20 protein-coding genes, 1 tRNA gene, 1 pseudogene and 1 riboswitch are annotated in these 25,061 nt (G+C 46.2%); of the genes and pseudogenes, 12 read left to right on the top strand and 10 right to left on the bottom strand.

Annotated features, from left to right (window positions below):
- Positions 1-16: 16 nt before the first annotated feature.
- The 3 genes from VT06_RS00110 (at position 17) to VT06_RS00100 (ending at position 1,733) form a co-directional block, all read left to right on the top strand.
- Positions 17-93: transfer RNA gene (locus VT06_RS00110), tRNA-Pro, on the top strand.
- Positions 94-472: 379 nt separating this feature from the next.
- Positions 473-1,117 (top strand): superoxide dismutase, encoded by a 645-nt coding sequence (locus VT06_RS00105; protein ID WP_200897875.1) that lies wholly within the window; start codon positions 473-475, stop codon positions 1,115-1,117.
- A gap of 67 nt (positions 1,118-1,184) precedes the next feature.
- Entirely contained in the window at positions 1,185-1,733 is a 549-nt protein-coding gene (locus VT06_RS00100; RefSeq protein WP_046552234.1) for a YaeQ family protein, read from the top strand.
- Positions 1,734-1,738: 5 nt separating this feature from the next.
- Here VT06_RS00100 and VT06_RS00095 read toward each other — a convergent pair whose 3' ends face one another.
- The 3 genes from VT06_RS00095 to apbC form a co-directional block, all read right to left on the bottom strand.
- Positions 1,739-2,314 (bottom strand): glutathione S-transferase family protein, encoded by a 576-nt coding sequence (locus VT06_RS00095; protein ID WP_046552233.1) that lies wholly within the window; start codon positions 2,312-2,314, stop codon positions 1,739-1,741.
- Positions 2,315-2,477: 163 nt separating this feature from the next.
- Complete coding sequence (dcd, locus tag VT06_RS00090; protein WP_046552232.1) at positions 2,478-3,068, bottom strand: dCTP deaminase; 591 nt, start codon at positions 3,066-3,068, stop codon at positions 2,478-2,480.
- A gap of 2 nt (positions 3,069-3,070) precedes the next feature.
- The gene (gene apbC, locus VT06_RS00085; protein WP_046552231.1) at positions 3,071-3,997 is read right to left on the bottom strand and encodes an iron-sulfur cluster carrier protein ApbC; all 927 of its coding nucleotides are present in this window, start codon (positions 3,995-3,997) and stop codon (positions 3,071-3,073) included.
- Positions 3,998-4,136: 139 nt separating this feature from the next.
- Here apbC and metG point away from each other — a divergent pair, with 139 nt between their 5' ends.
- Together metG and VT06_RS00075 are read left to right on the top strand one after the other, a co-directional pair.
- Positions 4,137-6,182, top strand: coding sequence for a methionine--tRNA ligase (metG, locus tag VT06_RS00080; protein ID WP_046552466.1), 2,046 nt, complete (start codon positions 4,137-4,139; stop codon positions 6,180-6,182).
- A 4-nt stretch (positions 6,183-6,186) separates the two neighbouring features.
- Entirely contained in the window at positions 6,187-7,581 is a 1,395-nt protein-coding gene (locus VT06_RS00075) for an MFS transporter (RefSeq protein WP_046552230.1), read from the top strand.
- A 3-nt stretch (positions 7,582-7,584) separates the two neighbouring features.
- Here the strand turns inward: VT06_RS00075 and VT06_RS00070 are convergent, their stop codons facing one another.
- Positions 7,585-9,051, bottom strand: coding sequence for a hypothetical protein (locus tag VT06_RS00070; protein ID WP_046552229.1), 1,467 nt, complete (start codon positions 9,049-9,051; stop codon positions 7,585-7,587).
- A gap of 34 nt (positions 9,052-9,085) precedes the next feature.
- Positions 9,086-10,084, bottom strand: a complete 999-nt coding sequence (locus VT06_RS00065; protein WP_052750114.1) for an NAD(P)H-quinone oxidoreductase — start codon at positions 10,082-10,084, stop codon at positions 9,086-9,088.
- Between the two features lie 98 nt (positions 10,085-10,182).
- Here VT06_RS00065 and VT06_RS00060 point away from each other — a divergent pair, with 98 nt between their 5' ends.
- Positions 10,183-11,388 carry a class I SAM-dependent methyltransferase gene (locus tag VT06_RS00060; protein ID WP_082122404.1) on the top strand — a complete coding sequence of 402 codons (1,206 nt, stop codon included), beginning with the start codon at positions 10,183-10,185 and terminating at the stop codon, positions 11,386-11,388.
- A 49-nt stretch (positions 11,389-11,437) separates the two neighbouring features.
- Here VT06_RS00060 and VT06_RS00055 read toward each other — a convergent pair whose 3' ends face one another.
- The 4 genes from VT06_RS00055 to VT06_RS00040 form a co-directional block, all read right to left on the bottom strand.
- The gene (locus VT06_RS00055; RefSeq protein ID WP_046552228.1) at positions 11,438-11,737 is read right to left on the bottom strand and encodes a PilZ domain-containing protein; all 300 of its coding nucleotides are present in this window, start codon (positions 11,735-11,737) and stop codon (positions 11,438-11,440) included.
- Between the two features lie 133 nt (positions 11,738-11,870).
- Positions 11,871-15,767 carry an ATP-dependent RNA helicase HrpA gene (gene hrpA / locus VT06_RS00050; protein ID WP_046552227.1) on the bottom strand — a complete coding sequence of 1,299 codons (3,897 nt, stop codon included), beginning with the start codon at positions 15,765-15,767 and terminating at the stop codon, positions 11,871-11,873.
- A gap of 62 nt (positions 15,768-15,829) precedes the next feature.
- Complete coding sequence (locus VT06_RS00045; RefSeq protein ID WP_046552226.1) at positions 15,830-16,255, bottom strand: CBS domain-containing protein; 426 nt, start codon at positions 16,253-16,255, stop codon at positions 15,830-15,832.
- Positions 16,256-16,313: 58 nt separating this feature from the next.
- Complete coding sequence (locus VT06_RS00040) at positions 16,314-17,339, bottom strand: isoaspartyl peptidase/L-asparaginase family protein (protein WP_046552225.1); 1,026 nt, start codon at positions 17,337-17,339, stop codon at positions 16,314-16,316.
- Positions 17,340-17,501: 162 nt separating this feature from the next.
- On the opposite strand from VT06_RS00040, the gene sbcB reads away from it, so the two are divergent.
- Positions 17,502-18,950, top strand: coding sequence for an exodeoxyribonuclease I (gene sbcB, locus VT06_RS00035; protein ID WP_235357305.1), 1,449 nt, complete (start codon positions 17,502-17,504; stop codon positions 18,948-18,950).
- A 36-nt stretch (positions 18,951-18,986) separates the two neighbouring features.
- Here sbcB and VT06_RS00030 read toward each other — a convergent pair whose 3' ends face one another.
- Positions 18,987-19,229 (bottom strand): DUF4282 domain-containing protein, encoded by a 243-nt coding sequence (locus VT06_RS00030; RefSeq protein WP_046552223.1) that lies wholly within the window; start codon positions 19,227-19,229, stop codon positions 18,987-18,989.
- 155 nt (positions 19,230-19,384) lie between these two features.
- Positions 19,385-19,495, top strand: a riboswitch (TPP riboswitch).
- A 97-nt stretch (positions 19,496-19,592) separates the two neighbouring features.
- Here VT06_RS00030 and thiC point away from each other — a divergent pair.
- From thiC to thiH, 5 genes and pseudogenes are all read left to right on the top strand, one after another.
- Positions 19,593-21,344: pseudogene (thiC, locus tag VT06_RS00025) on the top strand (phosphomethylpyrimidine synthase ThiC); the annotation flags it as partial.
- 16 nt (positions 21,345-21,360) lie between these two features.
- On the top strand, positions 21,361-22,872 hold the full coding sequence (gene thiE, locus VT06_RS00020) for a thiamine phosphate synthase (protein WP_052750113.1): 1,512 nt from the start codon (positions 21,361-21,363) through the stop codon (positions 22,870-22,872).
- Complete coding sequence (gene thiS, locus VT06_RS00015) at positions 22,856-23,056, top strand: sulfur carrier protein ThiS (protein WP_046552221.1); 201 nt, start codon at positions 22,856-22,858, stop codon at positions 23,054-23,056. The genes thiE and thiS overlap by 17 nt, the downstream gene beginning before the upstream one ends.
- Positions 23,057-23,058: 2 nt before the next feature.
- A complete protein-coding gene (locus tag VT06_RS00010) occupies positions 23,059-23,826 on the top strand; it encodes a thiazole synthase (RefSeq protein ID WP_046552220.1) in 768 nt (255 codons plus the stop codon).
- Entirely contained in the window at positions 23,823-24,941 is a 1,119-nt protein-coding gene (thiH, locus tag VT06_RS00005; RefSeq protein WP_046552219.1) for a 2-iminoacetate synthase ThiH, read from the top strand. Before VT06_RS00010 ends, thiH begins: the two co-directional genes overlap by 4 nt.
- The last annotated feature ends 120 nt before the right edge of the window (positions 24,942-25,061 follow it).

The following is a 25,061-nucleotide window of genomic DNA, read 5'->3' as shown; positions in this document are numbered from 1 at the left end:
ATGATACGCCCTACGTCGGTACGTAGCGCAGCTTGGTAGCGCACTTCGCTGGGGGTGAAGGGGTCGGAGGTTCGAATCCTCTCGTACCGACCAAAATCTCCATAAAAAAGCCTGTTTAATAACAGGCTTTTTTATTTGTGTAATTGGATATGCCAATTATTAACAATTGGATCTGCCCCCCAAAGATAAGCGTGGCTGAAAGCAACATGTTTTCATTTTAATGACCTTAACATCCTTCTTTATGATTAGTTTAGCGATAAATACAAGAGAGCCAGCTATAACAATACCGTCCTAAATATGTGCTTAAATACAGTTGTAGTCTGTAATGATAGTAACTAATCGTTTTTGATTGCCTTGGTTACTTTTAATCTGCAGTATGTGTAAATACAAACGACTTCATACTAAATTTATATCAAAATAGGAATGTGTAATGCTATTAAATACTGCCAAATCGTTGTTAATTGCAACGTTCATGTCACTAAGCACTGTCGCTGCTGCGGCGACGTTTACCCTGGCACCACTGCCCTACGCTGCTGATGCACTGGCGCCGGTTATTGATGAACAAACCATGCAAATTCATCATGGGAAACACCATCAGGCTTATGTAAATAACTTAAATGGTCAGCTTGAAACCTTTCCGGAATTAGCCAAACTGCCGCTCGAAGCTATTATGTCGCGCATGTCGCGTTACAATGCGGCGGTGCGCAATAATGGCGGCGGCCATTATAATCATCAGCTGTTTTGGCAGCTACTGTCCCCGCCAGGCCAGGGCGGTGAACCGTCTGTGCAACTTGCCGAAGCCATAAAACGTGATTTTGGTTCGTTACCTGCACTACAAAATGCCTTTAATCAGGCTGCGGCAACCCGCTTTGGTTCAGGATGGGCCTGGCTTATTGTTGATAGCAACAATAAGCTGGTGGTTACCTCTACTCCCAATCAGGATAATCCATTAATGGATATGGTGGAGGTACAAGGTACGCCAATACTGGCGCTAGATGTGTGGGAGCATGCCTATTACCTGCAGTATCAGAATAAGCGTGGTGACTACGCCAGTGCCTGGTGGCAAATTGTTAACTGGCAAAAAGTAAATGCGTTATTTAGTACTGCCACTAACTAAGCTGTTTTTAATGCTATAGCCGCAGTGCTGCGTTACACTGCGGTTTTTTAATGGCCGGAATAACGATATGGCACTTAAAGCGACCGTTTTCAAAGTTCAGCTGCAAATTGCAGATATGGACCGCAATTATTATCAAGACCATAGTTTAACGCTGGCACAGCACCCGTCTGAAAATGATGAGCGCATGATGGTACGGTTATTAGCTTTTGTGATTAATGCTTCGACCAGCTTAAGTTTTACCAAAGGCTTAAGTGCGGATGCAGATCAGGCCGAACTGTGGGATTGCGACCTTACCGGCAACATTAATTTATGGGTTGAGTTTGGCCAACCTGATGAGAAATGGTTGCGTAAAGCTTGCGGCCGTGCACGCCAGGTTCACCTATTTTGCTATGGTGGCCGCAGTGTGCCGGTATGGTGGAAAAATATTGAGCCAGCACTGCAGCGCTATCAGAACTTGCAGGTAACCGACATTCCAGAAGAGGCGGTTAAAGCAATGGCAGGCTTGGTTAACCGCAACATGCAGCTGCAATGTAATGTTAGCGAAGGCCAAATTTGGTTATCTGATGCCAACCAAAGCGTATTAATTGAACCAATACTGCTAAAAGCGGCAAAGTAAGCGCCTTAGCTAAGGCGCGGATCCGTTTTACTAACAAACGACTGTTGCTGATGTTGCTGCATAAAAGCTAATAACGCCGGATAATCATCCAATTCCATTAACTGCCGAAATGCGGTCCAGTCCAGCAAGCTATAAAGTGCTATTGCGATATAGTTCCAGTTGGCAAATTCGCCATTAGCCGCTTGTTGCTCCAACACAAACATTGAGCTGGCGATCCGCTCGCGCTGTAAGTTAAAAAAGAGTTTATCGTCGTTAGTATCAAAACCACTACGACTGCATTGATAAAGCATAACCAGTGAGTCATTGACGGCGTTAATCACGGTTAACTGATTCTCCTGATACCAACTTAGTGGTGCTGTGGTAGTGTTTTGAGTCAGATAACGATAAATGACGGTTGAGTCAAAAATAACCTGCTCGTTATCAAGCAGCATTGGAATTCGTAACGTAGGGTTCATTACCGCTAGCGTATGGCGATCAGTCTCTTCAAAAATATTCATATTTATATATTCATAGGCTGCATCGGCCAATAACAGACGAATGCGCCGCACATATGGGGAGGTTTGTGAGCCAAATAATTGCATGTCGATGCCTCTGTGGTAACGGAATAAAATAATCAAATAATAGTGAACAGCGCATTGCCAAGCTATGCAGCTTTATTGCATAATAATCCTGCTTCATTTTTGCTTTATAGCTTTTGACCCACGCAAATGCGTGGGTTTTTTATTACCGTTAAGCAAAAAATAGTTAGCTTTTATCGTCATGACCAATACGGCTGGCGTCGGCACCAGTTTGTTGACGATACTTGGCGTCGGCACGGGTATTATAGGGCCGATCGGCTGGGGTGGTCATTAATTCAAAATTAAGCGCACCAATTTTCATATGTGGGCGCAGCGCTAATGGCAATTTACCACTATTATAAAATTCCAGTACAATATTGCCAGACCAGCCCGGGTCAATGCGATGTGCCGTAACATGAACCATTAAACCTAAACGGGCCAAAGACGAGCGGCCATCCAGCCAACCGACAATATCAGCCGGCAAACGCACTGACTCTTGGGTTACGCCTAACGCTAACTCACTGGGATGCAAAATAAACACCTGATCATCGGCAATATAAATTTCATCACTCATCACCGAGTTCAGTGCGGCATCAACCTCGGCCCGCGGACCACTTAAGTCAATAAAGGGGGCAGCATGCGCCTGAAACACTCGAAATTTATTGCCGAGGCGAATATCAACACTAACACCGCTGATCATATCGGCATCGGGTGCCGGGGTAATGCCAATTTTACCTTCAGCCAGGTAACGTTCTATATCGCGGTCACTCAATCTCATGCTTAATCATCCGTTATTATAATTTTAACCACTGGCGCGCTGGCACCGGTTATATTGATTAACATTTGCCAGGCGATTGTACGGTATATTTCAGCAATTGGCTGCAGCTTTAATACCGCCGGCTCACCCCGATCAGCATGTTCACGAATTTCTCGCTGCAGTGGCAACTGGCCCAGCACCGGCACCTGATAACGCTCGGCTAATTTAACACCACCGGCTGTGCCGAAAATATCATCGCTTTCGCCACAATGCGGGCACAGGTAATAACTCATATTTTCTATCAGGCCAAGCACCGGGATCTTAACCTGATTAAACATGGCAATGGCTTTTCCGGCATCGGTTAACGCCACATCTTGCGGAGTGGTAACAATAACAGCACCACTTACACTAAGCTTCTGTGCCAGAGTAAGTTGAATATCGCCGGTACCTGGCGGCATATCAACAATCAGTATGTCTAAATCGGGCCATAAGGTTTCGTTAATCAGCTGCAATAATGCCTGACTGGCCATTGGCCCGCGCCACACTGACGCCTGGCTTGGGTCAACCAAAAAACCAATAGATTGTAAGCTCAAACCAAAAGCGTGCTTTGGATTAAGCAATTTATTGTCAGGAGAGTCGGCCTTAGCCCCTTCCAACCCGAGCATTATCGGAATAGACGGCCCATAAATATCGGCATCAAGCAAGCCGGTGCGCAGCCCCATAGTAGCCACAGTGGTGGCTAAATTAACCGCCGTAGTCGACTTACCAACGCCGCCTTTACCCGACGCCACCAGCACAATGTGCTGAATATTGGCTTTTACCGGCTCACTTGCACGCAATGAATCTAGCAAGGTGGTTAACTCAACGTTAGCATGTCCAGGGCTAGCTTTTTCAGTATTACCGATAGCTGAAGTTGGTTTTTCTGCTGACTTTTTCAACCAATTGAACATTGTTACTCCAAATCTGAAAGAAATAGCGGTTTTTTGCCGCATTTTTGCCACATTGGGGCATTGGCAGATGCGATTTGATGCTGGCTATTGTATCATTAAGCCATCATTTTTTAGTAATTTATGCAAAGAGCACCCCCTGATGCCGCCACGGAAAATCTTGATCACCAGCGCTTTACCCTATGCCAATGGCCCTATTCATTTAGGTCATTTGCTTGAATATATTCAAACGGATATTTGGTCACGTTTTCAAAAAGCGCGAGGGCATGAATGCTATTACGTTTGCGCTGATGATGCCCATGGTACCCCTATTATGCTGAAGGCCCAGCAGCAGGGCATGGATCCGGAGCAGATGATTGCCGAAACAAAAATTGAACATGAAGCTGATTTTGCTGGCTTTGCTATTGGTTTTGATAATTATTACTCGACCCATAGCGAAGAGAACCGCGAGTTTGCCAGTCTTATTTATCAGCGTCTGGACCAGGCCGGTTATATTAAACGTAAAGTTATTAGCCAATTGTACGATCCACAGAAAAACATGTTTTTACCTGACCGTTTTGTCAAAGGCGACTGCCCTAAATGCGGTGCCGTAGATCAAAATGGCGACAGTTGCGATGTCTGTGGGGCAACTTACAGCCCAACAGATGTTAAAAACCCACGCTCAGTGGTATCAGGTGCTACCCCGGTATTAAAAGATTCTGAACACTACTTTTTTGATTTGCCCGCTTTTAGTCAGATGCTGCAAGACTGGACCCGCAGCGGCGCCCTGCAAGAAGAAATGGCCAACAAACTGCAAGAGTGGTTTAACGATGGTTTACAAATGTGGGACATTAGCCGCGACGCCCCCTACTTTGGTTTTGAAATACCCGGGGCACCCGGCAAGTTTTTTTACGTTTGGCTAGACGCGCCAATAGGCTACTTAGCCAGTTTTAAACACTACTGTAACCAACATAATATTGATTTTGACAGTTTCTGGCGGCCCGATTCTAGCGCCGAGGTTTATCATTTTATTGGCAAAGATATTATTTATTTCCATAGTTTGTTCTGGCCAGCTATGTTAGAAGGCGCTGGCTTTAGAAAACCTAACGCCGTTTATGCTCATGGTTTTGTTACGGTTAATGGCGCGAAAATGTCTAAATCTCGCGGCACCTTTATTAAAGCCCGCACCTATCTGGATAACTTAAACCCGGAATACCTGCGCTATTATTTTGCCTCAAAGCTTACTTCCGGCATTACTGATCTGGATTTAAACCTAGATGATTTCACTCAAAAAGTGAATGCCGATTTAGTCGGTAAGGTGGTTAATATTGCTAGCCGCTGCGCCGGTTTTATCAGCAAACGCTTTGACGGCAAGCTGGCCGCCACGGTAGCTGAACCCGCCTTATTAAACGGTTTTGTGGCAGCGGGTGACAGCATTGCTGATAGTTTTGAGAAACGCGAGTTTGCCAGAGCTATTCGTGACATTATGGCGCTGGCTGATAAAGCTAACCAGTATATTGATCACAAAGCACCCTGGGTATTGGTGAAAGATGAAGCCCGTCAGCAGGAAGCGCATGCAGTCTGTTCAATGGGCATTAACTTGTTCCGGGTATTAATGCATTATTTAAAACCCGTATTACCCGTCATGGCCGGTGAAGTGGAATTATTTTTAAACAGTGAGCTTAGCTGGAACACCTACCAGAGCCCATTAGTTGACCATGCTATAAATCCGTTTCAAGCCTTGATGCAACGGGTTGACCCGCTAAAAGTCGCTGCTATGGTTGCTGCCTCCACCGAAAATTTGCAAGCGACACCTCAAGCGCCAACAACCATGGTTAACAGCAATACAGTGACTAGCCGCGAACGTGAGCCGATTAGCGACACCGTTAGCATTGATGACTTTGCAAAAATTGATTTACGGGTAGCCCGGATAGTCGCGGCCAGTGCCGTAGAAGGCGCCGACAAACTGGTGCAGTTGCAACTGGATATTGGTAACGGTGAAACCCGCCAGGTATTCGCCGGTATTAAGGCCGCTTATGTACCGGAAGATTTAGTCGGCCGTAGCACGGTCATGGTCGCGAATCTGGCGCCCCGTAAAATGCGCTTTGGTTTATCAGAAGGTATGGTGCTGGCCGCAGGCCCGGGCGGTAGCGAGTTGTTTATTCTGAGCCCGGATGACGGCGCTACTGCAGGAATGAGGGTAAAATAAACCGGTGGCCAGCCCGTTTCGCAGTTTTTCGTCGTTATTTGCCAGCACCCTAATCATGGTATTGGGTGCTGGCTTGTTAACGACCTATCTGGGGTTATCGCTGGCAGCAGACGGTATAGCACAGCTGTGGATTGGCGGTATGATGTCGGCTTATTATCTTGGGCTGGTGCTGGGCTCTAAGCTTGGTCATAAGCTAATTGGTCGGGTTGGGCATATCCGCACCTTTGTCGCCAGTGCCGGAATGGTTACTGCTTCCGCACTGGGGCATGCGCTTACCTCTGACTTACAAATCTGGCTGGTACTGCGGCTATTAGTGGGTACTGGTATGATGTGCCAGTACATGGTGTTAGAAAGCTGGTTAAACGAGCAAGCAGAAACCAATCAACGCGGTACCGTGTTTGCCAGTTATATGATTGTCTCTTACTTTGGAATGGTGGCGGGTCAAACCGTGTTGTCATTTTTCCCGGAGTTGGGGTTAAAACCATTATTACTGGTTGGCATGTGTTACGCCTTATGTATTGTGCCTATCGCCCTGACCCGTCGTATTCACCCGGCACCACTGCACCTGGCACCACTGAAAATTTTGCCATTCTGGCGCCAGGTGCCACAATCGCTCACCACAATTTTAATGGCAGGTGGCATTTCAGGTTCATTCTATGGTTTAGCACCGGCGTTTGCTGCAGGCTCGGGTTTATCCACGAAAGAAATTGCGCTATTTATGTCGGCCACTATTATGGCCGGGCTATTGGCGCAATGGCCGATGGGTAAGTTGTCAGATAGAATACCCCGTAGTCGATTATTGCGGGTTAACAGTGCCTTATTAGGCTTACTAGTGCTAACAATGGCGATATTGCCCATAAAAGGGCCACTGCTAATTGGCATGACGTTTTGCTTCGGTATCTTGGCTTTTACGCTATATCCACTGGCGACGGCACTGGCAAACCAGCATATTGAAGCACAAGACCGGGTCGCCTTGTCAGCCACTATTTTGCTGACGTTTGGTATTGGTGCAACCATAGGCCCGCTAATTGCCTCGGGAATGATGCAATTACTGGGTAACAGTATGCTGTATGGTTATATGGCGGTGGCGTGCTTAATTTTATTTATTCGGCTACAACGGGTTAATTATAATCAGAAAATGGCCAAGCGGATGCTAGCGCAGCAACAGTCATCAGATTATCAGATGGCGTCAGGCGATTTAGTATCTTCACCGCTGGCAGCAGCACTAGATCCGCGGGTTGATGAAGCATTAGTTCAGCAGCAAATGCGTAACGAGCCACTGACAGATGCTACCGCTGATATAGCCTGCCCGGCAGCACATGAAGCAGAAGCAGACACCGCAGTGTTTGAAGCTTCAGTAACAACAGCAGAGTTGCCACAACAGCCAAAAGCCGATTAATGGTTAGTTTGGATTAATCAAAGCGTTGTTCCATAAGTTCTGATTCTTAGTATAAGAAAAATACTCTGTCGGATGCCAACATTTTGGTAACAGTGCCATGTTTTTACGCTCTTCAAAGTTAGAGACTAATTTACTTAAGATTTCTAATAAGCGCTCTTCACTTATTCGCTCCAATTTTTTCCTAGCATGCGGATAATATAAGTTATTCTCGACACTTACCGTACAACCCTGTGCAGAAACTGCATACGTAAGATTGCGGGTTACTATCCGACACACCGGCACCCGCGGATCGTCCGGATATAAACTAGTTACAATGGCATATTCATAGCGGTCCATATCCTGCCGATCAGAACCTTTTGGAATATACGTTACTCCAAATCCCTGCGGAAAAGTGCCGGTTATTTGCAGCAGGCCAGCGACGGCGAGCTGGCTATAAACGCCTTTTTCTACCCCTTTTTCTAATACTAACCCCACCTTAGGCAGGCTGTCATAACTGTAATTAGCTTTAGTTGATAGCACTACTGAGGTATAAATTTGTGGAATTTTCAATAAATTACCCACACCATGCTCGGGTTTAATGGCATTTTTTAATAGAAATATCAAAAAAGATTGCTTTTCCCGTTCGTTTTGCAGATAACTGTCTCGCTCTACTTTGGAATTACCCTGATAAACCCCTACCCCAAGCGCTTGCACCACAAAGTTCAGCCCCTCCCGATAGCTTGTTTTCAGCAATTCAGTCCGCTCGTCATTTTCTAATATTCGAAATTCATCAAGATCGCCGGCCGGCCCTTTTAATATGTGCAACGCATCAGGATGGCAGCTGCCAATATCCTGTAGCAGTGCCGCCATTAACAGCGGTACTTGAATATCATCTCGAAAAGGCTGATAAGGGCTGTCAGGCGGGGTATCAGCCATTGCCTGTTTTCGATTCAGAATAAACGGATGACTTATATGCTTATCTAGCAGTAGGCGATCTAACAAGCGAAGACTGAGTAAGGCTTTGTACAAATGTTTACTTTTCTGATTTGATAAGGCGACGTTCTTACCAACCGTAGGCGACATTAATTGTATAGTACCCAGCATTTTTGCCGTCTGAGTATTAGTCTCTGCAAACGAGTCACTTTCCGATAATGTCAGAATATCCAGACATAAACGTCGTAATGCATCGTAGCGCAGGGTATTCTCATCCTGCTGCTGCTGTATAAACAGCTCTTGCTCACGTTGTGCCTGCTGCAAGTTACGCTCAATTAATGCTTGCTGCCCTTTGCTTACGTTGCTCTGACGGTCTTTAAAAAGCAACAGCTGTTGTTCCAGCTCTGCTCGCTGCTGCTGACGCTCAGCGTGATTAGCAAACCAATTAACGGCTTGCTCAAAAAGAGAATCGGCAACCGGCGTGGCATCGTAGATACGATTTAATAATGTTTTTACTGCCTTAGTAAAATTGGATTTACCTACATTACCAATCGACATTATCCGGGGTTATCCTTGTTATTATGCCAAAAGCTTAAAATGTTAGTACTAATTTACCAATATTATCGTTATTTACCATCATATTATGCGCTTGCTCGGCATTTTCCCAGCCAAAACACTGGTTAATAAGCGGTGCAATTTGCCCCTCGGCCATTGCTTGCCCATAGGCAGCAGTAAATGCCGCTGTTAAACTGGTTTTATACTCATTACTGCGGTTACGCAAAGTACTACAAATTATCCGGCCACGTTTTTTAAACAATGGAGCCAGGTCAAATTTCTCTATTAAGCGTCCTCCCATCAAGGCATAAACGATAATGACGCCATCCTCAGCTAATACTTTCACGTTATCGTTAAGATAACTGCCGGCTACCGGATCAAGAATAATATCAGCGCCCTCCGGCCAGCTTAAGGCCAACTCGCTGGCAAAGTTACTGTGTTGGTAATTAATAGCAATCTTAGCGCCTAGTGCTAAGCAGGCTTGCACTTTATCTGGCCGGCCTACCGTTACTGCAACCTCTGCGCCGGCAACCGTTGCTAATTGCACAGCGCTGGTGCCCACACCACTGGCACCGGCGTGCAGCAGGACGCGTTGGCCCGCCTTTAGCTTACCAAGGGTAAATAACAGCTGATAGGCTGTTAAAAACGTTTCCGCCGCCCCAGCCGCCTGCGACCAATTCCAGCATAGTGGTTTTTTAATGGCGTGGTTTGCCTGTAACACCGCATATTCTGCGTAACCACCGCCGGCAACGATACCAAATACCTCTTCACCTAACCAATGTTCATCAGCGTTGCTGCCAACCTGCACAACACTACCTGCTACTTCTAAGCCCAGAATGTCGCTTTCACCGGCCGGCGCAGGGTAAAGCCCCTGGCGCTGCATTAAGTCAGCCCGGTTTACTCCTGCAGCGTGCACTTTAAGCAGTAACTGACCCGGCTTGATAATGGGCATAGCCCGCTGTTGTAACTCAAGGGTACTGTTTTTACCCGGCTGCATTACCATCATCACTTGCATGTCCCGCGGGATTTTCATCATAACCACTCTATTTACCGTCAATTGACAGTTTTTCCTTTAGCTTTAGTGCAAGCTTCACTAAAATACGCCTTTTAGTCTAGCACAGTGTAACTAAGCGCATGAGCAAGCAAACTATAAGTCCCGCTATTATTTTGGCCCCAGGTCGAGAGAAAGCGTTAAAGCGGCAGCATCCCTGGATTTTTTCTAACGCCATTAGTCAGGTTATCAGTACACCCAACAGTGGTGATATTGTCGATGTGCTTAGCAGTAAAGGTGAATGGTTAGCGAGGGCAGCCTATTCTCCCCGCTCGCAAATTCGCGCCAGGGTCTGGACCTTTGTGCAAGAGCAGGCTATCGATGCCCAGTTTTTTTATAACACGCTAGCAAATGCCTGGCAGTTGCGACAACGCTTGTTTGATCAGCAAAGCACTAACGCTGTGCGATTAATCGCCGGAGAATCTGACGGTTTGCCGGGCATTACTATCGATAAATATGCCGATGTGCTGGTATGCCAACTGTTATCCGCTGGTGCTGAAGCCAGCCGCAAGCTGCTGCTAGCCGCCTTGATCCAATTATTCCCGGAACATAGTATTTACGAGCGTTCCGATGCGGATGTTCGAAAGAAAGAAGGTTTAGAGCCCACCACAGGTTGGTTACACTTACCACGCAGCGATGGTGAAGTCATTATTACCGAACATGGCATGGCGTTACTGGTAAATGTAATTAATGGCCATAAAACTGGTTTCTACCTCGACCAACGTGCTAACCGCCAAGCCGTTAAGCGTTACGCCAAAGGAAAAACGGTTTTAAATTGCTTTAGCTATACCGGTACTTTTGCTGTTGCTGCCCTTCAAGGTGGGGCCAGTAAAGTGACCAATATTGATTTATCTGAATTGGCCCTGGCCACCGCTCATCGTAATGCGCAGTTGAATCATTTAGCGTTAAGCGCGATAGAGCAGGTAAAAGCCGATGTATTTAAACAGTTACGCCACTATCGGGAGCAAGGGGTTCAATTTGACTTGGTGATCCTGGATCCACCAAAGTTTGCCGATAACAAAAGCCAATTAGTTGGGGCCTGTCGGGGCTATAAAGATATTAATATGATTGCTATGCAACTGGTCAAGCCCGGTGGATTGTTATTTACGTTTTCCTGCTCCGGTTTAATGGAAGACAGCTTGTTTCAGAAAGTGGTAGCCGATGCCGCGCTGGATGCTAAACGACATTGCCAGTTTTTAGAGCGATTACAGCAAGATAGCGACCATCCGGTATTAAGCACATTCCCGGAAGGCCATTATCTGAAAGGGTTAATTTGCACACTAGGCTAAGCTGCGCTATTAACCGTAATATTAAATTAAACCGGCAATTACTGTTGGTTTAATTTAATTCCATAAAGGCCAGGCCTATCTGATAACACGCTTCACTTTCCTGAGCGCAGCGCACCACTTTCGCGGTGGCATCCAGTGGTGAAATACTGGCGTTATTAGATTCTAAGCGTATTTTAATCAACGTCCCCATTTCCAGTGGTTCATCGATATCAACTGACATACCAGATGCACTTAAATCACGGCAAATACCATCTATCATCCGGCCTGCTTCAGGATCATTTAGCTGTAATTGCACATCGGCATTTACCATCATTCTGAAATAATGCCGTCCATCGCCTTTTGTTAACATAACTTTCCCCTGTCAATACTACAATGCTAGTTATAGAACTTTCCATGCTGCGTGTAAAGTAGCGTAATCACTGGCGCAAGCTATCAGCAGATTTTCGATTAATGCCAGCTTATTCTTTTAATCACGATGTGGGTTATGCACTTTTTAACTCTGCCACCGCATGTAATATCCGTTTCACTGAAATAGGATAAGGTGTACCCAGCTGCTGTGCATGTAATGACACTTTTAATTCCTGCAACATCCAGTAAATAGCCTGCACGGGCTGAGATAGCAAACTGTTTCCAACAAATTTACCAAGTAAGTGCTCATAAGCTTCTGCCGCTTTTTGATATTCGTGCATCAATAACCGGTCGCGCTGCGGATCCACCGGCAATTTCTCCAGCCGCTTTTGCATTGCCTGTAAATACCGCAAAATATCATCCAGCCTGGCGGCACCATGACTACTGACGAACCCCTTAAAAACCAACTCAGTTAATTGCTGTTTTATGTCACCCTGCGATTGAATATGCGCCAAGTCAACTTTGCCTTTTAGCAACTTTTGAATAGCATGACCTAAGGTTAAAATTTGCTCAACCTTTAATGCTATCGCCACCACAGTATCACCTAATTCAGCCCGAACTGACTCTCGCAGTACCATAAAATCTGTGGCATTCTCTGGCAACGCTACTTTATCAAGCAAGGCGTCTACTCCTGCCGCAATACAATCGTCTATTAACTCCAATACCCGGCCAAACGGATTAAAATAAAGCCCCAGTTTTGCTTTATTCGGTAGTGACTCCTGCAGATATTTTATGGGTGAGGGCACATTTAACAGCAACAAACGCCGTAAACCCTGCCTAGTAGTTGCTGCAGCTTGTTGCGGATTATCCAGTAATTTAATGGCTACTGAATCGCGTTCATCTACCAATGCCGGGAAGGCTTTTATTTCGTAACCGGCCTGTAACTTAACATATTCCTGTGGTAACTGGCCAAAGCTCCATTCAGTTAGCTTGCTTTGTTCAATACCCTGTTCAGCCACCTGGCTTAAACTTTGCTGCACTTCACCTTGTAAACCTTGCTTTAATAAGCTTAATGAGCGGTTTTGCTGTATTACGGTGCCATTGTCATCGACCACCTTAAAGTTCATTTTCAAATGCTGCGCTAAGCTGGTTAATTCCCAGGCATCATCAGGAATGGTCAGGCCAGACATCCGTTTTAAGCGCTGGCTTATTACCTCCAGCAATGTACCCTGCTCTGGGCTAATCAGCTGCAGTAGTGCATCAGCATAGTTTGGTGCCGGCACAAAATTACGACGATATTGTTTCGGTAACGATTTTATCAAAGCCACTAATAATTCATGCCGCAGTGCTGGAATAAGCCAGTCAAAACCAACATCTTCTACCTGGTTAAGCAAGGCTAGCGGAATAATAACGCTAATACCATCATCAGGCTCTGTTGGTGCAAAGTGATACACTAATGGCAGCGTTACATTACCCTGACGCCAGCTTTCAGGAAATTTATCGGCGGTAATGTCGCTGGTATCTCTGTTTAACAAGCTATCAGGGTCAAAATTTAAAAAGCTGGCATCAATGCCGCGCTGTTTTTTCCACCACTTAGTGAAATCAATCCGGTTATTGGCCCAGCTGGGAATTTTCTCGACATAAAAAGCAGCCAAACTTTCTTCGTCAACCAGAATATCGCGCCGGCGTGACTTTTCTTCCAACGCCGTAACATTATCAATAAGTTTCTGATTATAATCTAAAAAAGCTTCATTACTACCCAGATCCTGATTAACCAGTGCTTCACGAATAAACAGTTGATGACATACGGCTTCATCAATTTTACTATATAGCACTGGTCGTTTGGCCACGATAACCAGACCGTAAAGTGACACTTGCTCAAACGCTATTACTGCCCCACGTTTTTTTTGCCAATGTGGCTCACTATAACTACGACTAACCAAATGAGCGGCTAAGGGTTCTATCCATTCTGGCTCAATTTTAGCAAGGCTACGCGCATATAACCGGCTGGTTTCAACCAACTCTGCGGCCATCACCCACTTTGGTTTGCGTTTAAATAAATGACTGCCGGGAAAAGCATAAAAACGGGTTTGTCGTGGCCCTAAATAATCTGCATCAACGTCTTTAAAACCTATCTGGCCTAATAAGCCGGTTAATAAAGCACTGTGCAATTGTTGATAATCTGGCGTACTGCTATTGAAGGTCAGCCCCTGCTCCTTGCTCACCTGGCTAAGCTGGCTGACTAAATCTTGCCACTCCCGTACCCGTAAGTAATTTAAAAACTCTTGGCGGCATAAACGACGAAACTGATTATTACTTAAGTCATCTTGTTGTTGCTGCAAATAGGCCCACAACTTTAACCAGCTGCTAAAATCGGAATCAGTATCAACAAAACGACTATGACACTCATCGGCTTTTTGCTGTTTATCCAGCGGTCGCTCGCGTGGATCCTGTATTGATAACGCGGCAACGATAACCAATACTTCGTTTAGTGCAGCATTGTCACTGGCTGCCACTACCATTCTGGCCAGACGCGGATCAATAGGTAACCGTGCCAATTGCTTACCTAAAGCCGTTAAACTTAGTTGCTGCCGGCCACGTTGCGGTTCAATAGCGCTAAGTTCCTCCAGCAGCTTTATACCATCATTAACAAAGCGACTGTCAGGGCGCTGTAAAAACGGGAAGGCATCAATATCACCCAGACCAAGCGCCAACATTTGCATAATAACTGACGCTAAATTAGTGCGTAAAATCTCAGGATCAGTAAACTCAGACCGGCCTAAAAAGTCTTCTTCACTGTACAAACGAATACAGATCCCCGCCGCCACACGCCCGCAGCGGCCTTTGCGTTGGTTGGCGCTAGCCTGGCTAATCGCTTCTATGGGTAATTGCTGTACTTTAGAGCGATAACTGTAACGCGATAAGCGGGCCGTGCCCGGGTCAATAACATAGCGAATACCCGGCACGGTAAGCGAGGTTTCGGCAACATTAGTTGCCAGAACAATACGCCGCCCGGGATGGCTTTGAAATATGCGGTTTTGTTCGGCAGCACTTAATCGTGCGTATAATGGCAACACTTCGGTATGCGGTAAATTAAGCTTATCCAATGCCTCGGCAGTATCTCGAATTTCCCGCTCGCCATTTAAGAAAATCAGAATATCGCCGGGGGCTTCTCGATATAACTCATCCACGGCATCAAAAATACCCTGTAACTGATCAGCATCTTTATCTGTTTGCTCACTGTAAGGCCGATAACGGGTTTCAACCGGATAAGTGCGGCCCGACACTTCAATAATTGGCGCATCAAAAAAATGTTGGGAGAAACGCTGCGGATCTATCGTTGCTGAGGTAATAATTAATTTTAAATCGGGCCGCTTTGGCAGTAACTGCTTTAAATACCCTAACAAAAAATCGATATTGAGACTACGTTCATGCGCTTCATCAATGATAATGGTGTCGTACTGATTTAAAAACCGATCTTGCTGCATTTCTGCCAATAACACGCCATCAGTCATCAACTTAACTAACGTACGGGCACTAGTATGATCACCAAAACGGATTTTATACCCCACCTGCTGGCCCACCTGACACGCCAGCTCCTGGGCAATTCTGTCAGCAACGCTTCGAGCGGCCAAACGCCTAGGCTGAGTATGCGCAATAGTCCCGGCGACGCCACGTCCAAGCTCCAGACATATTTTCGGGATTTGAGTTGTTTTCCCTGAGCCGGTTTCACCAGCAATAATGACCACCTGATTAGCAGCAATAGCGGCTTTTATATCTTCTTTTCTTGCTGCTACCGGCAGTTCTAGTGGATAGGTAATGCGGGGCATTGCAGCCAGGCGGGCAAGGCGAGCCGCGGCAGAGCGTGCTATATCTGCAGCAATAACCTCAAGTGCTTGTTGCTGTTTAGCGGGCGGATTTAATTTTTTGCTGTTAGCCAGCCGCCGGCGTAACCGGAACTGATCCGGTAACAAGCAGTCTTGTAGTTTGGAATATAACGATGCAGCAGATAACACAGGCTCAACTGACAAAATAACACCCTCAGAAATCAGAGGGCGCCATGCTACCAAGCTAGCGGGGTAAAAATCCAGCTTTAGCGTGAAACAAGCCGGTTGTAGTGAGAATGGAGCTCTTTATCAATGGCCCCCAGCACATCTGAACGGGTTATAATGCCCTGCAGGTAACCATCATCATCAACTACTGGATATACCTTCGGCTTAATTTTTAACATCATTTGAGCTACATCGATAATATTGTCATAAGGTTTTACTGTTAACACCTGTGAGTTCATTACGTCAGCAACCTGGGCTGCCTGCTGGTCGTGATATGTTGACATCAACATCCGGGCCAGACAATCTTGTTCAGAAATAAAACCAACAATTTTATTCTCATTATTTACAACCGGCCCGCCCGTCTGCCGACCTTTTATTAGCCGGGCTACCGCTAATTCGACGGGCATTTCAACGGTAAATGTTACCGGATGACGGTGCATATAGTCGGCCACTTTAAGTAGATCCATGTATTACCCTCCAAAACAACGAACCTAATCCAACGTAGTCAGTGTAGCCAACCATGTGTTAATTGCTTGTTTTTTCGTTTTGATTGCCGAATATTTCAACAACTGTACCTGCAGCGTTACGTTTAGCCCGATACATGCCGGGGGTATTAAATGCCCAGCTTAGTTCTCCTTTAGGATCAACAACAATAACGCCGCCAGTACCGCCCACTGCCAGTAATTCACGCATTACTTCTCCAGCTGCAGTTGCCGCGGTTTTTCCCTGGTATTTAACCCGAGCACAAATATCGGATGCCACGTTATAACGAATAAAGTATTCACCATGGCCAGTACCTGATACTGCACAGCTGCTGTTGTCGGCAAAATTACCCGCGCCAATAACCGGCACGTCACCAATTCGTCCCCAGCGTTTGGCTGTCATACCGCCGGTTGAGGTTGCTGCGGCCAGGTTACCCTGGCTATCGATAGCCACTGCACCGACGGTACCCATTTTCCAGTTTGGATCGGTCAGCACTGCAGCCTGATGTGGTAGTGCTTGTTTTGCTTGCTTAGCGCGCTTTAATGCTTCATAGCGAAACTCGGTATTAAAATAACTGTTTTCTACCAGTTCAAGTTGCTGCGTGTCAGCAAACTGCTCCGCGCCTTTGCCCGTTAACATAACATGCTCGGAATGCTCCATTACCGCACGCGCTAATAAGATCGGGTTTTTGACATTACTAACACTGGCAACCGCACCTGCCTTACGATCCTGCCCGGTCATAATGGCAGCATCAAGCTCGTGAGTTTCATCCCAGGTGTATACCGCGCCTTTACCGGCATTAAATAAGGGGGAGTCTTCCAATAGGGTAACCGCCGCGATTACCGCATCCAGGCTTGTGCCACCCGCCGCTAATAATTGATAACCCTTATTAACAGCATCGGTTAGGGTTGCTTCATACTGTTGTTGTTGCTCAGCACTCATCTGACTGCGCTCAATGGTACCGGCACCGCCATGGATCACAATGCCTACCGGAGCCTTAGCCTCAGTAAATCCACTTACAAGTACCAATATACTTAATGTTATTGCTGGTATTTTTATCGTTTTCATTTTCAGCCTATATTTGTTGATGTAGTATTTACTATGCCGTGATAGTCACTCGTTAACTGTAAATTACGGTAGAACCGCAGTACTGTGCGATGATTTATAATACTTTTTATCATACTTAACGGGTGCAGCCAGATATCGACTTGCTATAATGACGAAAATTTTATGCTAAAGAATGCTCTGATGACTGATGACAGCTTATATTTTTATGACTTTGAAACCTGGGGCGCCGATCCAAAACGCGACCGTCCTGCCCAATTTGCTGGTATTCGCACCGATTTAGAATTAAATATTATCAGTGAACCTGATGTCTGGTACTGCCAACTAGCAAATGATTATTTACCTCATCCGCAAGCGGCATTGATTACCGGCTTAACACCACAACTGTGCAATAAAAAAGGCTTAAATGAAAGCGAATTTATGCAACACATTATTGGGTGCTTTAGTGTTGCCAACACTTGCGTGCTTGGCTATAACAGCCTTCGGTTTGATGATGAAGTTACCCGATACAGCTTATACCGTAATTTTTATGAGCCCTATGGCCGCGAATGGCAGCACGGTAATAGCCGCTGGGATTTAATTGATGTTGTAAGGGCCTGCTACGCACTGCGTCCTGAGGGAATAAACTGGCCGATGCGTGAAGATGGCAGCCCCAGCTTTAAACTGGAAGCATTAACTAAAGCCAATGGTTTAACTCATGAACACGCGCACGATGCGTTATCAGACGTTTATGCCACTATTGCTATTGCTAAATTAATTAAACAAAAACAGCCAAAACTATTTAGTTATTTATTTGATCTGCGGAAAAAGGCTAAAACGGCAGAGCTCATTGACGTTGCCGGTTTAACGCCACTGGTACATGTCTCATCAAAATTTCCTGCCAATTCTGGCTGTATTAGTTGGATAGTGCCACTGGCCTTTCATCCTACCAATAAAAATGCCGTTATTTGTTATAACCTGCAGGCCGATCCCTCGCCTTTATTAACAGATGACATCGCTACGTTAACCAGTAAACTTTATACCCGCACGGCTGATTTAGCTGCAGGTGAAGAACGACTGGGTTTAAAGCTTATACACTTAAATAAATGCCCGGTGCTAGCTAATGCCAAAGCATTAAGCGGTGAACGAGCCACTGAGCTTGGTATAGATCGTGCCCGCTGCCTGGCGCATCTGGAGTGGTTTAAACAGCATCGGCAAGTGCAACAAAAGGTTGTTGAGCTTTATCAGCAGCCAACAGATTACCCAAAAGAGACTAACCCTGATTACCAATTATATAATGGGTTTAGTAGTGATGCAGACCAGCAGAAAATGTTGCAACTGCATCAACTGACACCAGAACAACTGGCCGTAAAAGCGCCACTATTTACTGATGAACGCTTAAACAGTCTGCTATTTTTGTATCGAGCCCGAAATTACCCGCAAAGTTTAAATGACAGCGAGCAGCAAAAATGGCAACGCTATCGTACCGACAAACTAATGCATGGCGTCGACAACCCTAACCTGACCATGGAAGACTTTAGTTTACTGTTAGAGAATTTAACGCATGAGCATGCTAGTGATGAGCAGAAAATGAATATTTTAAAGGCTTTGTATTTGTATGCACAAAGCCTTTAGCTATCGATAAATACCGGTGTTAAAGCCGGTGTTTATTTAGTCTGAGTCAGCCAGTTTTTTCAGGTTCTCATGAATTTTAAACAGTACAATTAATAATTCGCACCAAATTCGCACACCAATGCTACCAAATACTAAAATTCCTAACCCAGACCAAAAACTACCATAAGCAGTAAATATTGAGCCTAAACCACTGACTAACACAGCAAATAGCAGTAACCAGTAAACAATAGTAATAATCTTTGGTGTCAGCATTGAATTAAAAAAAAGTACATCTTTCATAGTAATTCCCATTTATTATTATGTTTTTTAAATTATTAATTCTGACTCGAACTGCCAACATAAGTTAATTCACGCTGGCGAACAACTCCGACGAGTAACCTTTATTAACAACCAAATCGGCCTTTCAATTTAAGCGGGCTGGCTTTATACTCCGCGGGTACTTGTCGGAGTGCCCAGCTGTTTACAGCGGGCTGAGACCGTGAAAACGGGATCCGTTGAACCTGATCAGGCTAATACCTGCGAAGGGAAACAAGGGGAAATACAGCAAATAACAGAGCACAGTTCCGCCCAACGGATCTGCTGCCTGCTTCAACCTGCCCCCACTCCGGACAAGCAACCCTTACTTGTTAACCGGAGTTTGCTATGTCTGATAAAACCTTATCTAAACGCGATTTACGTGCCCATGCCAGAGCTTATATTCAGGCGCTGCAGGGTGAAACTTTCCCCGGCTCCAGCCGTCGTTATTTGCTATGCGAACAGAGCAAAGTGCAGGTACCGGTTCGGGATATCCAGCTTACCCCTACCCGCTTAGCTAACGGCACTGAACGGGTTAATTCCACACTGCCGGTGTATGACACATCTGGACCTTATGGTGATCCTGCGCAGCAATTAGATGTGCTTAAAGGGCTGGCGAAGCTGCGACAACAATGGATTACTGCCCGCAACGATGTTGAACCTTCGCCGTTGCCAGCGTTTGCTGACATTGCTCTGGATGAGCAGATCACTGAATTTGACCATCAGCCATTAAGAGCCAAACCCGGTAGCACCGTAACCCAATTACACTATGCCCGCGCGGGTATTATCACCCTGGAGATGCAATTTATTGCCTTGCGCGAAAATATGGCAACGGCTAGCGATGGTGTCAGAACGCATCAGGGTGAGAGTTTCGGTGCAGCAATCCCTAACCAAATTAGCGCTGAATTTGTCAGGCAAGAAGTGGCTGCCGGACGGGCCATTATTCCGGCTAATATTAACCACCCTGAAGCCGAACCAATGATTATTGGCCGCAATTTTAAAGTAAAAGTAAATGCTAATATCGGTAACTCTTCAGTTAGCTCCAGTATTGAAGAAGAAGTAGAAAAACTGATATGGGCTACCCGTTGGGGAGCCGATACGGTGATGGATTTATCAACTGGCCGTCGTATTCATCAAACCCGCGACTGGATTTTACGTAACAGCCCGGTGCCCATTGGTACTGTGCCAATCTATCAGGCGCTGGAAAAAGTAAATGGTGATGTTAGTAAGCTTAATTGGCAAGTTTTTTATGACACTTTGGTCGAGCAAGCGGAGCAAGGTGTCGATTATTTCACCATTCATGCCGGTGTATTGAAGGATTATGTTGCCCTAACGGCCAATCGGGTTACCGGCATTGTATCGCGTGGAGGCGCAATTATGGCGCAGTGGACTCGGTTATATAATCAGGAGAGCTTTTTATATCAGCACTTTGAGCAAATTTGTCAATTGTGTGCCGCCTATGACATTTCACTATCCCTAGGTGATGGCTTACGCCCAGGCAGTATTGCCGATGCAAACGATGAAGCTCAGTTTGCTGAACTACGCACCTTGGGTGAACTAACCAAAATTGCCTGGCGCTATGATGTACAGGTTATGATTGAAGGGCCGGGGCATGTGCCGATGCAGCTTATTCAAGAAAATATGACCGAGCAGCTAAAGCACTGCCACGAAGCACCTTTTTACACCCTTGGGCCGCTTACTACCGATATTGCGCCAGGTTATGATCATATTACTTCTGCTATTGGTGCGGCGATGATTGGCTGGTTTGGTTGTGCCATGCTTTGTTACGTTACACCAAAAGAACATCTGGGCCTGCCAAACAAGGAAGACGTAAAGCAAGGTCTTATTGCTTATAAAATTGCCGCCCATGCTGCCGATCTTGCCAAAGGCCATCCGGCAGCTCAGTTAAGAGATAATGCGCTTTCCAAAGCCCGCTACGAGTTTCGCTGGCAAGATCAGTACAATCTGTCGTTGGACCCTTTTACTGCTAAAGCCTATCACGATGAAACGCTAAGCCATGAAGGGGCTGACACTGAGCAGTTTTGTTCAATGTGCGGCCCGAAGTTTTGCTCGATGAAACTTAACCAACAAATTCAGCAACAAGAGGCGCCAAGTGATGCATAAACCAATTGCAGAGCAAACAATGGCTAAAAAACCCATAGTCTGGACTATCGCCAGCTCCGACAGTGGCGGCGGTGCCGGTATTCAGGCTGACTTACATACCTTTAATGCGCTGGGCTGTCATGGCTGCAGTGTAATTGCCGCCATAACTGCGCAAAACAGCACACAGATAGTCAGAGTAGAACCTGTCAGTCCAGCGCTATTTGCCAATCAATTAGATTGCCTGCTGCAGGATATGCCACCTAACGTCATCAAAATAGGGCTTATTCCCGAGCCCAAATTATTAACACAACTAGCACAGTGGTTGCACCAACATAAAACCGCTAGCGGCTTTATGATCATCGCGGATCCGGTACTAAGCAGCAGTAGCGGCTATCACTTTGCCAGCCAAGCTATTATAGAGAGCTGGCGGCAACAACTGCTGCCACTGCTGGACCTTATCACCCCTAATTTGCCAGAATTAGCCTTATTAAGCGCTATGCCCCAGGCAACCGTTGCCAACCAAGCGACCCAGTTATTAACATGGGGCGCTGCAGCGGTGTTAGTAAAGGGTGGCCATGGCGACATCGGCGGTGATATCACTGACTATTTTTTCAGCAAAGATATCCGTTTTGCACTTCAGCAATGCAGAATCAATACCAAGCATAACCATGGTACTGGTTGTGTGTTGTCCAGTGCCATCGCCGCCGTATGTGCTCAAGACTACCCGCTTAGCGACAGCATTATTGTTGGCAGAGCTTATTTGCAACAGGCGTTAAGCCACAGCTATTCTGTCGGTGAAGGTCCTGGTTGTTTACAGCATTATAGCTGGCCCACTGATTACCAATATTTCTCCAAGCTGTATTGGCAGCAAGAACCTACCGTTAAAAAGGTCAGTTTTGCCAGTATGGCTACCCCTATAGGGCTATACCCGGTTGTCGACAATGTAATGTGGCTGAAACGCTTACTGCCGCTAGAGCCTGATGTGATTCAACTACGGATAAAGCAAGGCAGCACCAACCAAATTGAACAACAAATTGCCAAGGCGGTACAGCTTAGCCGCGACTATAACCTGCGGTTGTTTATTAATGATCACTGGCAGCTGGCAATTAAATATGGCGCTTATGGTGTGCATCTGGGCCAGGAAGATCTGGCATTGGCTGACCTTAACGCTATCGCCGCAGCTGGCCTGCGGCTGGGAATTTCAACCCATAGCTATTATGAACTGCTGCGGGCAAAACAACTTACTCCCTCTTATATTGCATTGGGCCATATTTTTGCTACTCAAACCAAGCAGATGTTGTCGCAGCCGCAGGGACTAAAACGCCTTAAGCGCTATGCGGCTCTTTGCCATGGTATTCCTACTGTTGCTATAGGCGGTATCAATTTACAGCGACTGGATAAAGTACTGGCTTGCGAAGTCGATGGGGTCGCCGTGGTGTCAGCAATTACCGGGCAGCGGCAACCAGAACAAGCATTTCTCAAATTTAAACACAGGGTGGAGCAGTTTTATGCACATAACGCTTAACGACCACCTGCAGTTGCTAACTGCAGAAACAACCGTTTCTACATTACTGCAACAGCAGCAGTTACCAACAGAAGGTCTGGCAGTTGCGATAAATAATACGGTTCTGGCCAAGCGATTATGGCCAGAGTATCAGCTGCAGCCAGATGATAACGTACAGCTATTTCAGATTGTAACCGGAGGCTAAGCATGCTGCGCATTGCAAACCAAAATTTTAATAGCCGGCTTTTGCTCGGTAGCGGCAAATTTTCAAGCCCAATAATAATGCAGCAAGCAGTAATAGCCAGTGGTTGTAAGTTGGTAACCCTTGCACTAAAACGGCTGCAGTTAAAGAAACCAAAAGATGAGTTACTTGCCCCACTTCGAGCCCTGAATATTCAACTATTACCGAATACCTCCGGCGCGAAAACTGCCAAAGAGGCAATTTTTGTCGCAGAATTAGCGCGTGAAGCGCTACAAACTAACTGGCTTAAACTGGAGATTCACCCAGATCCACGTTATTTAATGCCAGACCCAATTGAAACCCTGTTAGCTGCAGAGCAACTGGTCAAGTTGGGGTTTGTGGTGCTGCCCTACTGCAGTGCTGATCCGGTGCTATGTAAACGGCTGGAGCAAGCAGGTTGCGCTGCCGTAATGCCGCTAGGTGCTGCTATAGGTTCCAACCAGGGCTTGCAAACCCGAGCCATGCTCGAGATTATTATTGAGCAAGCCACGGTACCAGTAATTATTGATGCAGGATTAGGTGCGCCTTCTCATGCGGCTACCGCTATGGAGTTAGGCGCCGCGGCAGTGCTGGTAAATACTGCTATTGCCAGCAGCAGTGATCCGGTAGCGATGGCCGGCGCCTTTGCTAACGCGGTCAACGCCGGCCGTACGGCTTATCTGGCTGGTTTGGTAACACCGCAACAACAAGCTACTGCGTCAAGCCCATTCACTGACTTTTTGGCAGCGCTATGAGCTTTTACAACCACTGGCAACAGCAAAACTGGCAACAATGGCAACTAAAAAGTCGAAGTTTCTCGCACTTTCAGATAGCAACCGTGCTGCAGAAAACCCGGTTAACTCTCGATGACTTACAGGCATTGCTATCGCCAGCCGCGTTACCGTTTCTGGCTCAGCTGGCTAGCAAAGCACAGCGTTTAACCCAGCAACGTTTTGGTTATAACGTGCAGTTTTTCGCCCCACTGTATTTATCTAATCTGTGCGCCAATGAATGTACCTATTGCGGTTTTTCCCTTAGCCAAAAAGTGAAGCGCCGCACCTTAAACTATGCTGAAGTGGAGCAAGAATGTCAGGCTATCAAAGCATTAGGCATTGATCAGGTTCTGCTGGTTACCGGTGAGCATGAACGCAAAGTCGGCATTGAGTATTTTTGCGAAATGCTACCCTTAGTTCGTAGCTACTTCAGTAGTGTCCAGCTAGAAGTGCAACCACTCAGCACTGTTGAATATAGTAAACTTAAATTACTGGGTGTTGATGCAGTAATGCTATATCAGGAAACCTACCATGCTCAAGCGTATCAGCAGTATCATCTAAAAGGCAAAAAAACCGATATAAACTGGCGACTGGATGGGCCTGACAGAGTTGGCCAAGCGGGTATTGATAAAATTGGCCTGGGTATTCTGCTGGGCTTAACGGATTGGCGTACTGATGCCATCTACCTGGCGCAACATCTGCAGTATTTACAAAAGCAGTATTGGCAAAGCCGCTTTAGTTTATCAGTGCCCAGGATCCGTCCTTGTAACGGTGGCGGCAACAACAGTGCTGCAACGTCTATCAGTGATAAAGAGTTGATCCAGTTGATCTGCGCTTTTCGTTTGTTCGCGCCAGAGCTTGAGATTAGCCTCTCTACCCGGGAATCAGCGCTGTTTCGTCAGCACGCAGTACCCTTGGCGATCACCAGCGTTAGCGCCGGTTCAAAAACCCAACCTGGTGGCTATAGTGTTGCACCGGAAAACTTGGAGCAATTCAGCATTGACGATACCAGATCACCAGAACAAGTAGCCGCCGCGCTGATGCAACAAGGCTTGCAACCAGTATGGAAAGATTGGGATAGCTTTTTGGGGAGATAAATCGTTAGAGTAACATAGCGCCTAAAACGCTTGAGCGGGCCTTTTAGCGTAGTACTAACATTGCACAGCCAATAAAAAAGCCCCAGCTCTTACGAGAGGGGCTTATTTATTGAATTGGGA

It is taken from the genome of Arsukibacterium sp. MJ3, assembly GCF_000987765.1.
GTDB lineage: Bacteria > Pseudomonadota > Gammaproteobacteria > Enterobacterales > Alteromonadaceae > Alishewanella.
This window is presented reverse-complemented; position numbering and strand designations above follow the sequence as displayed.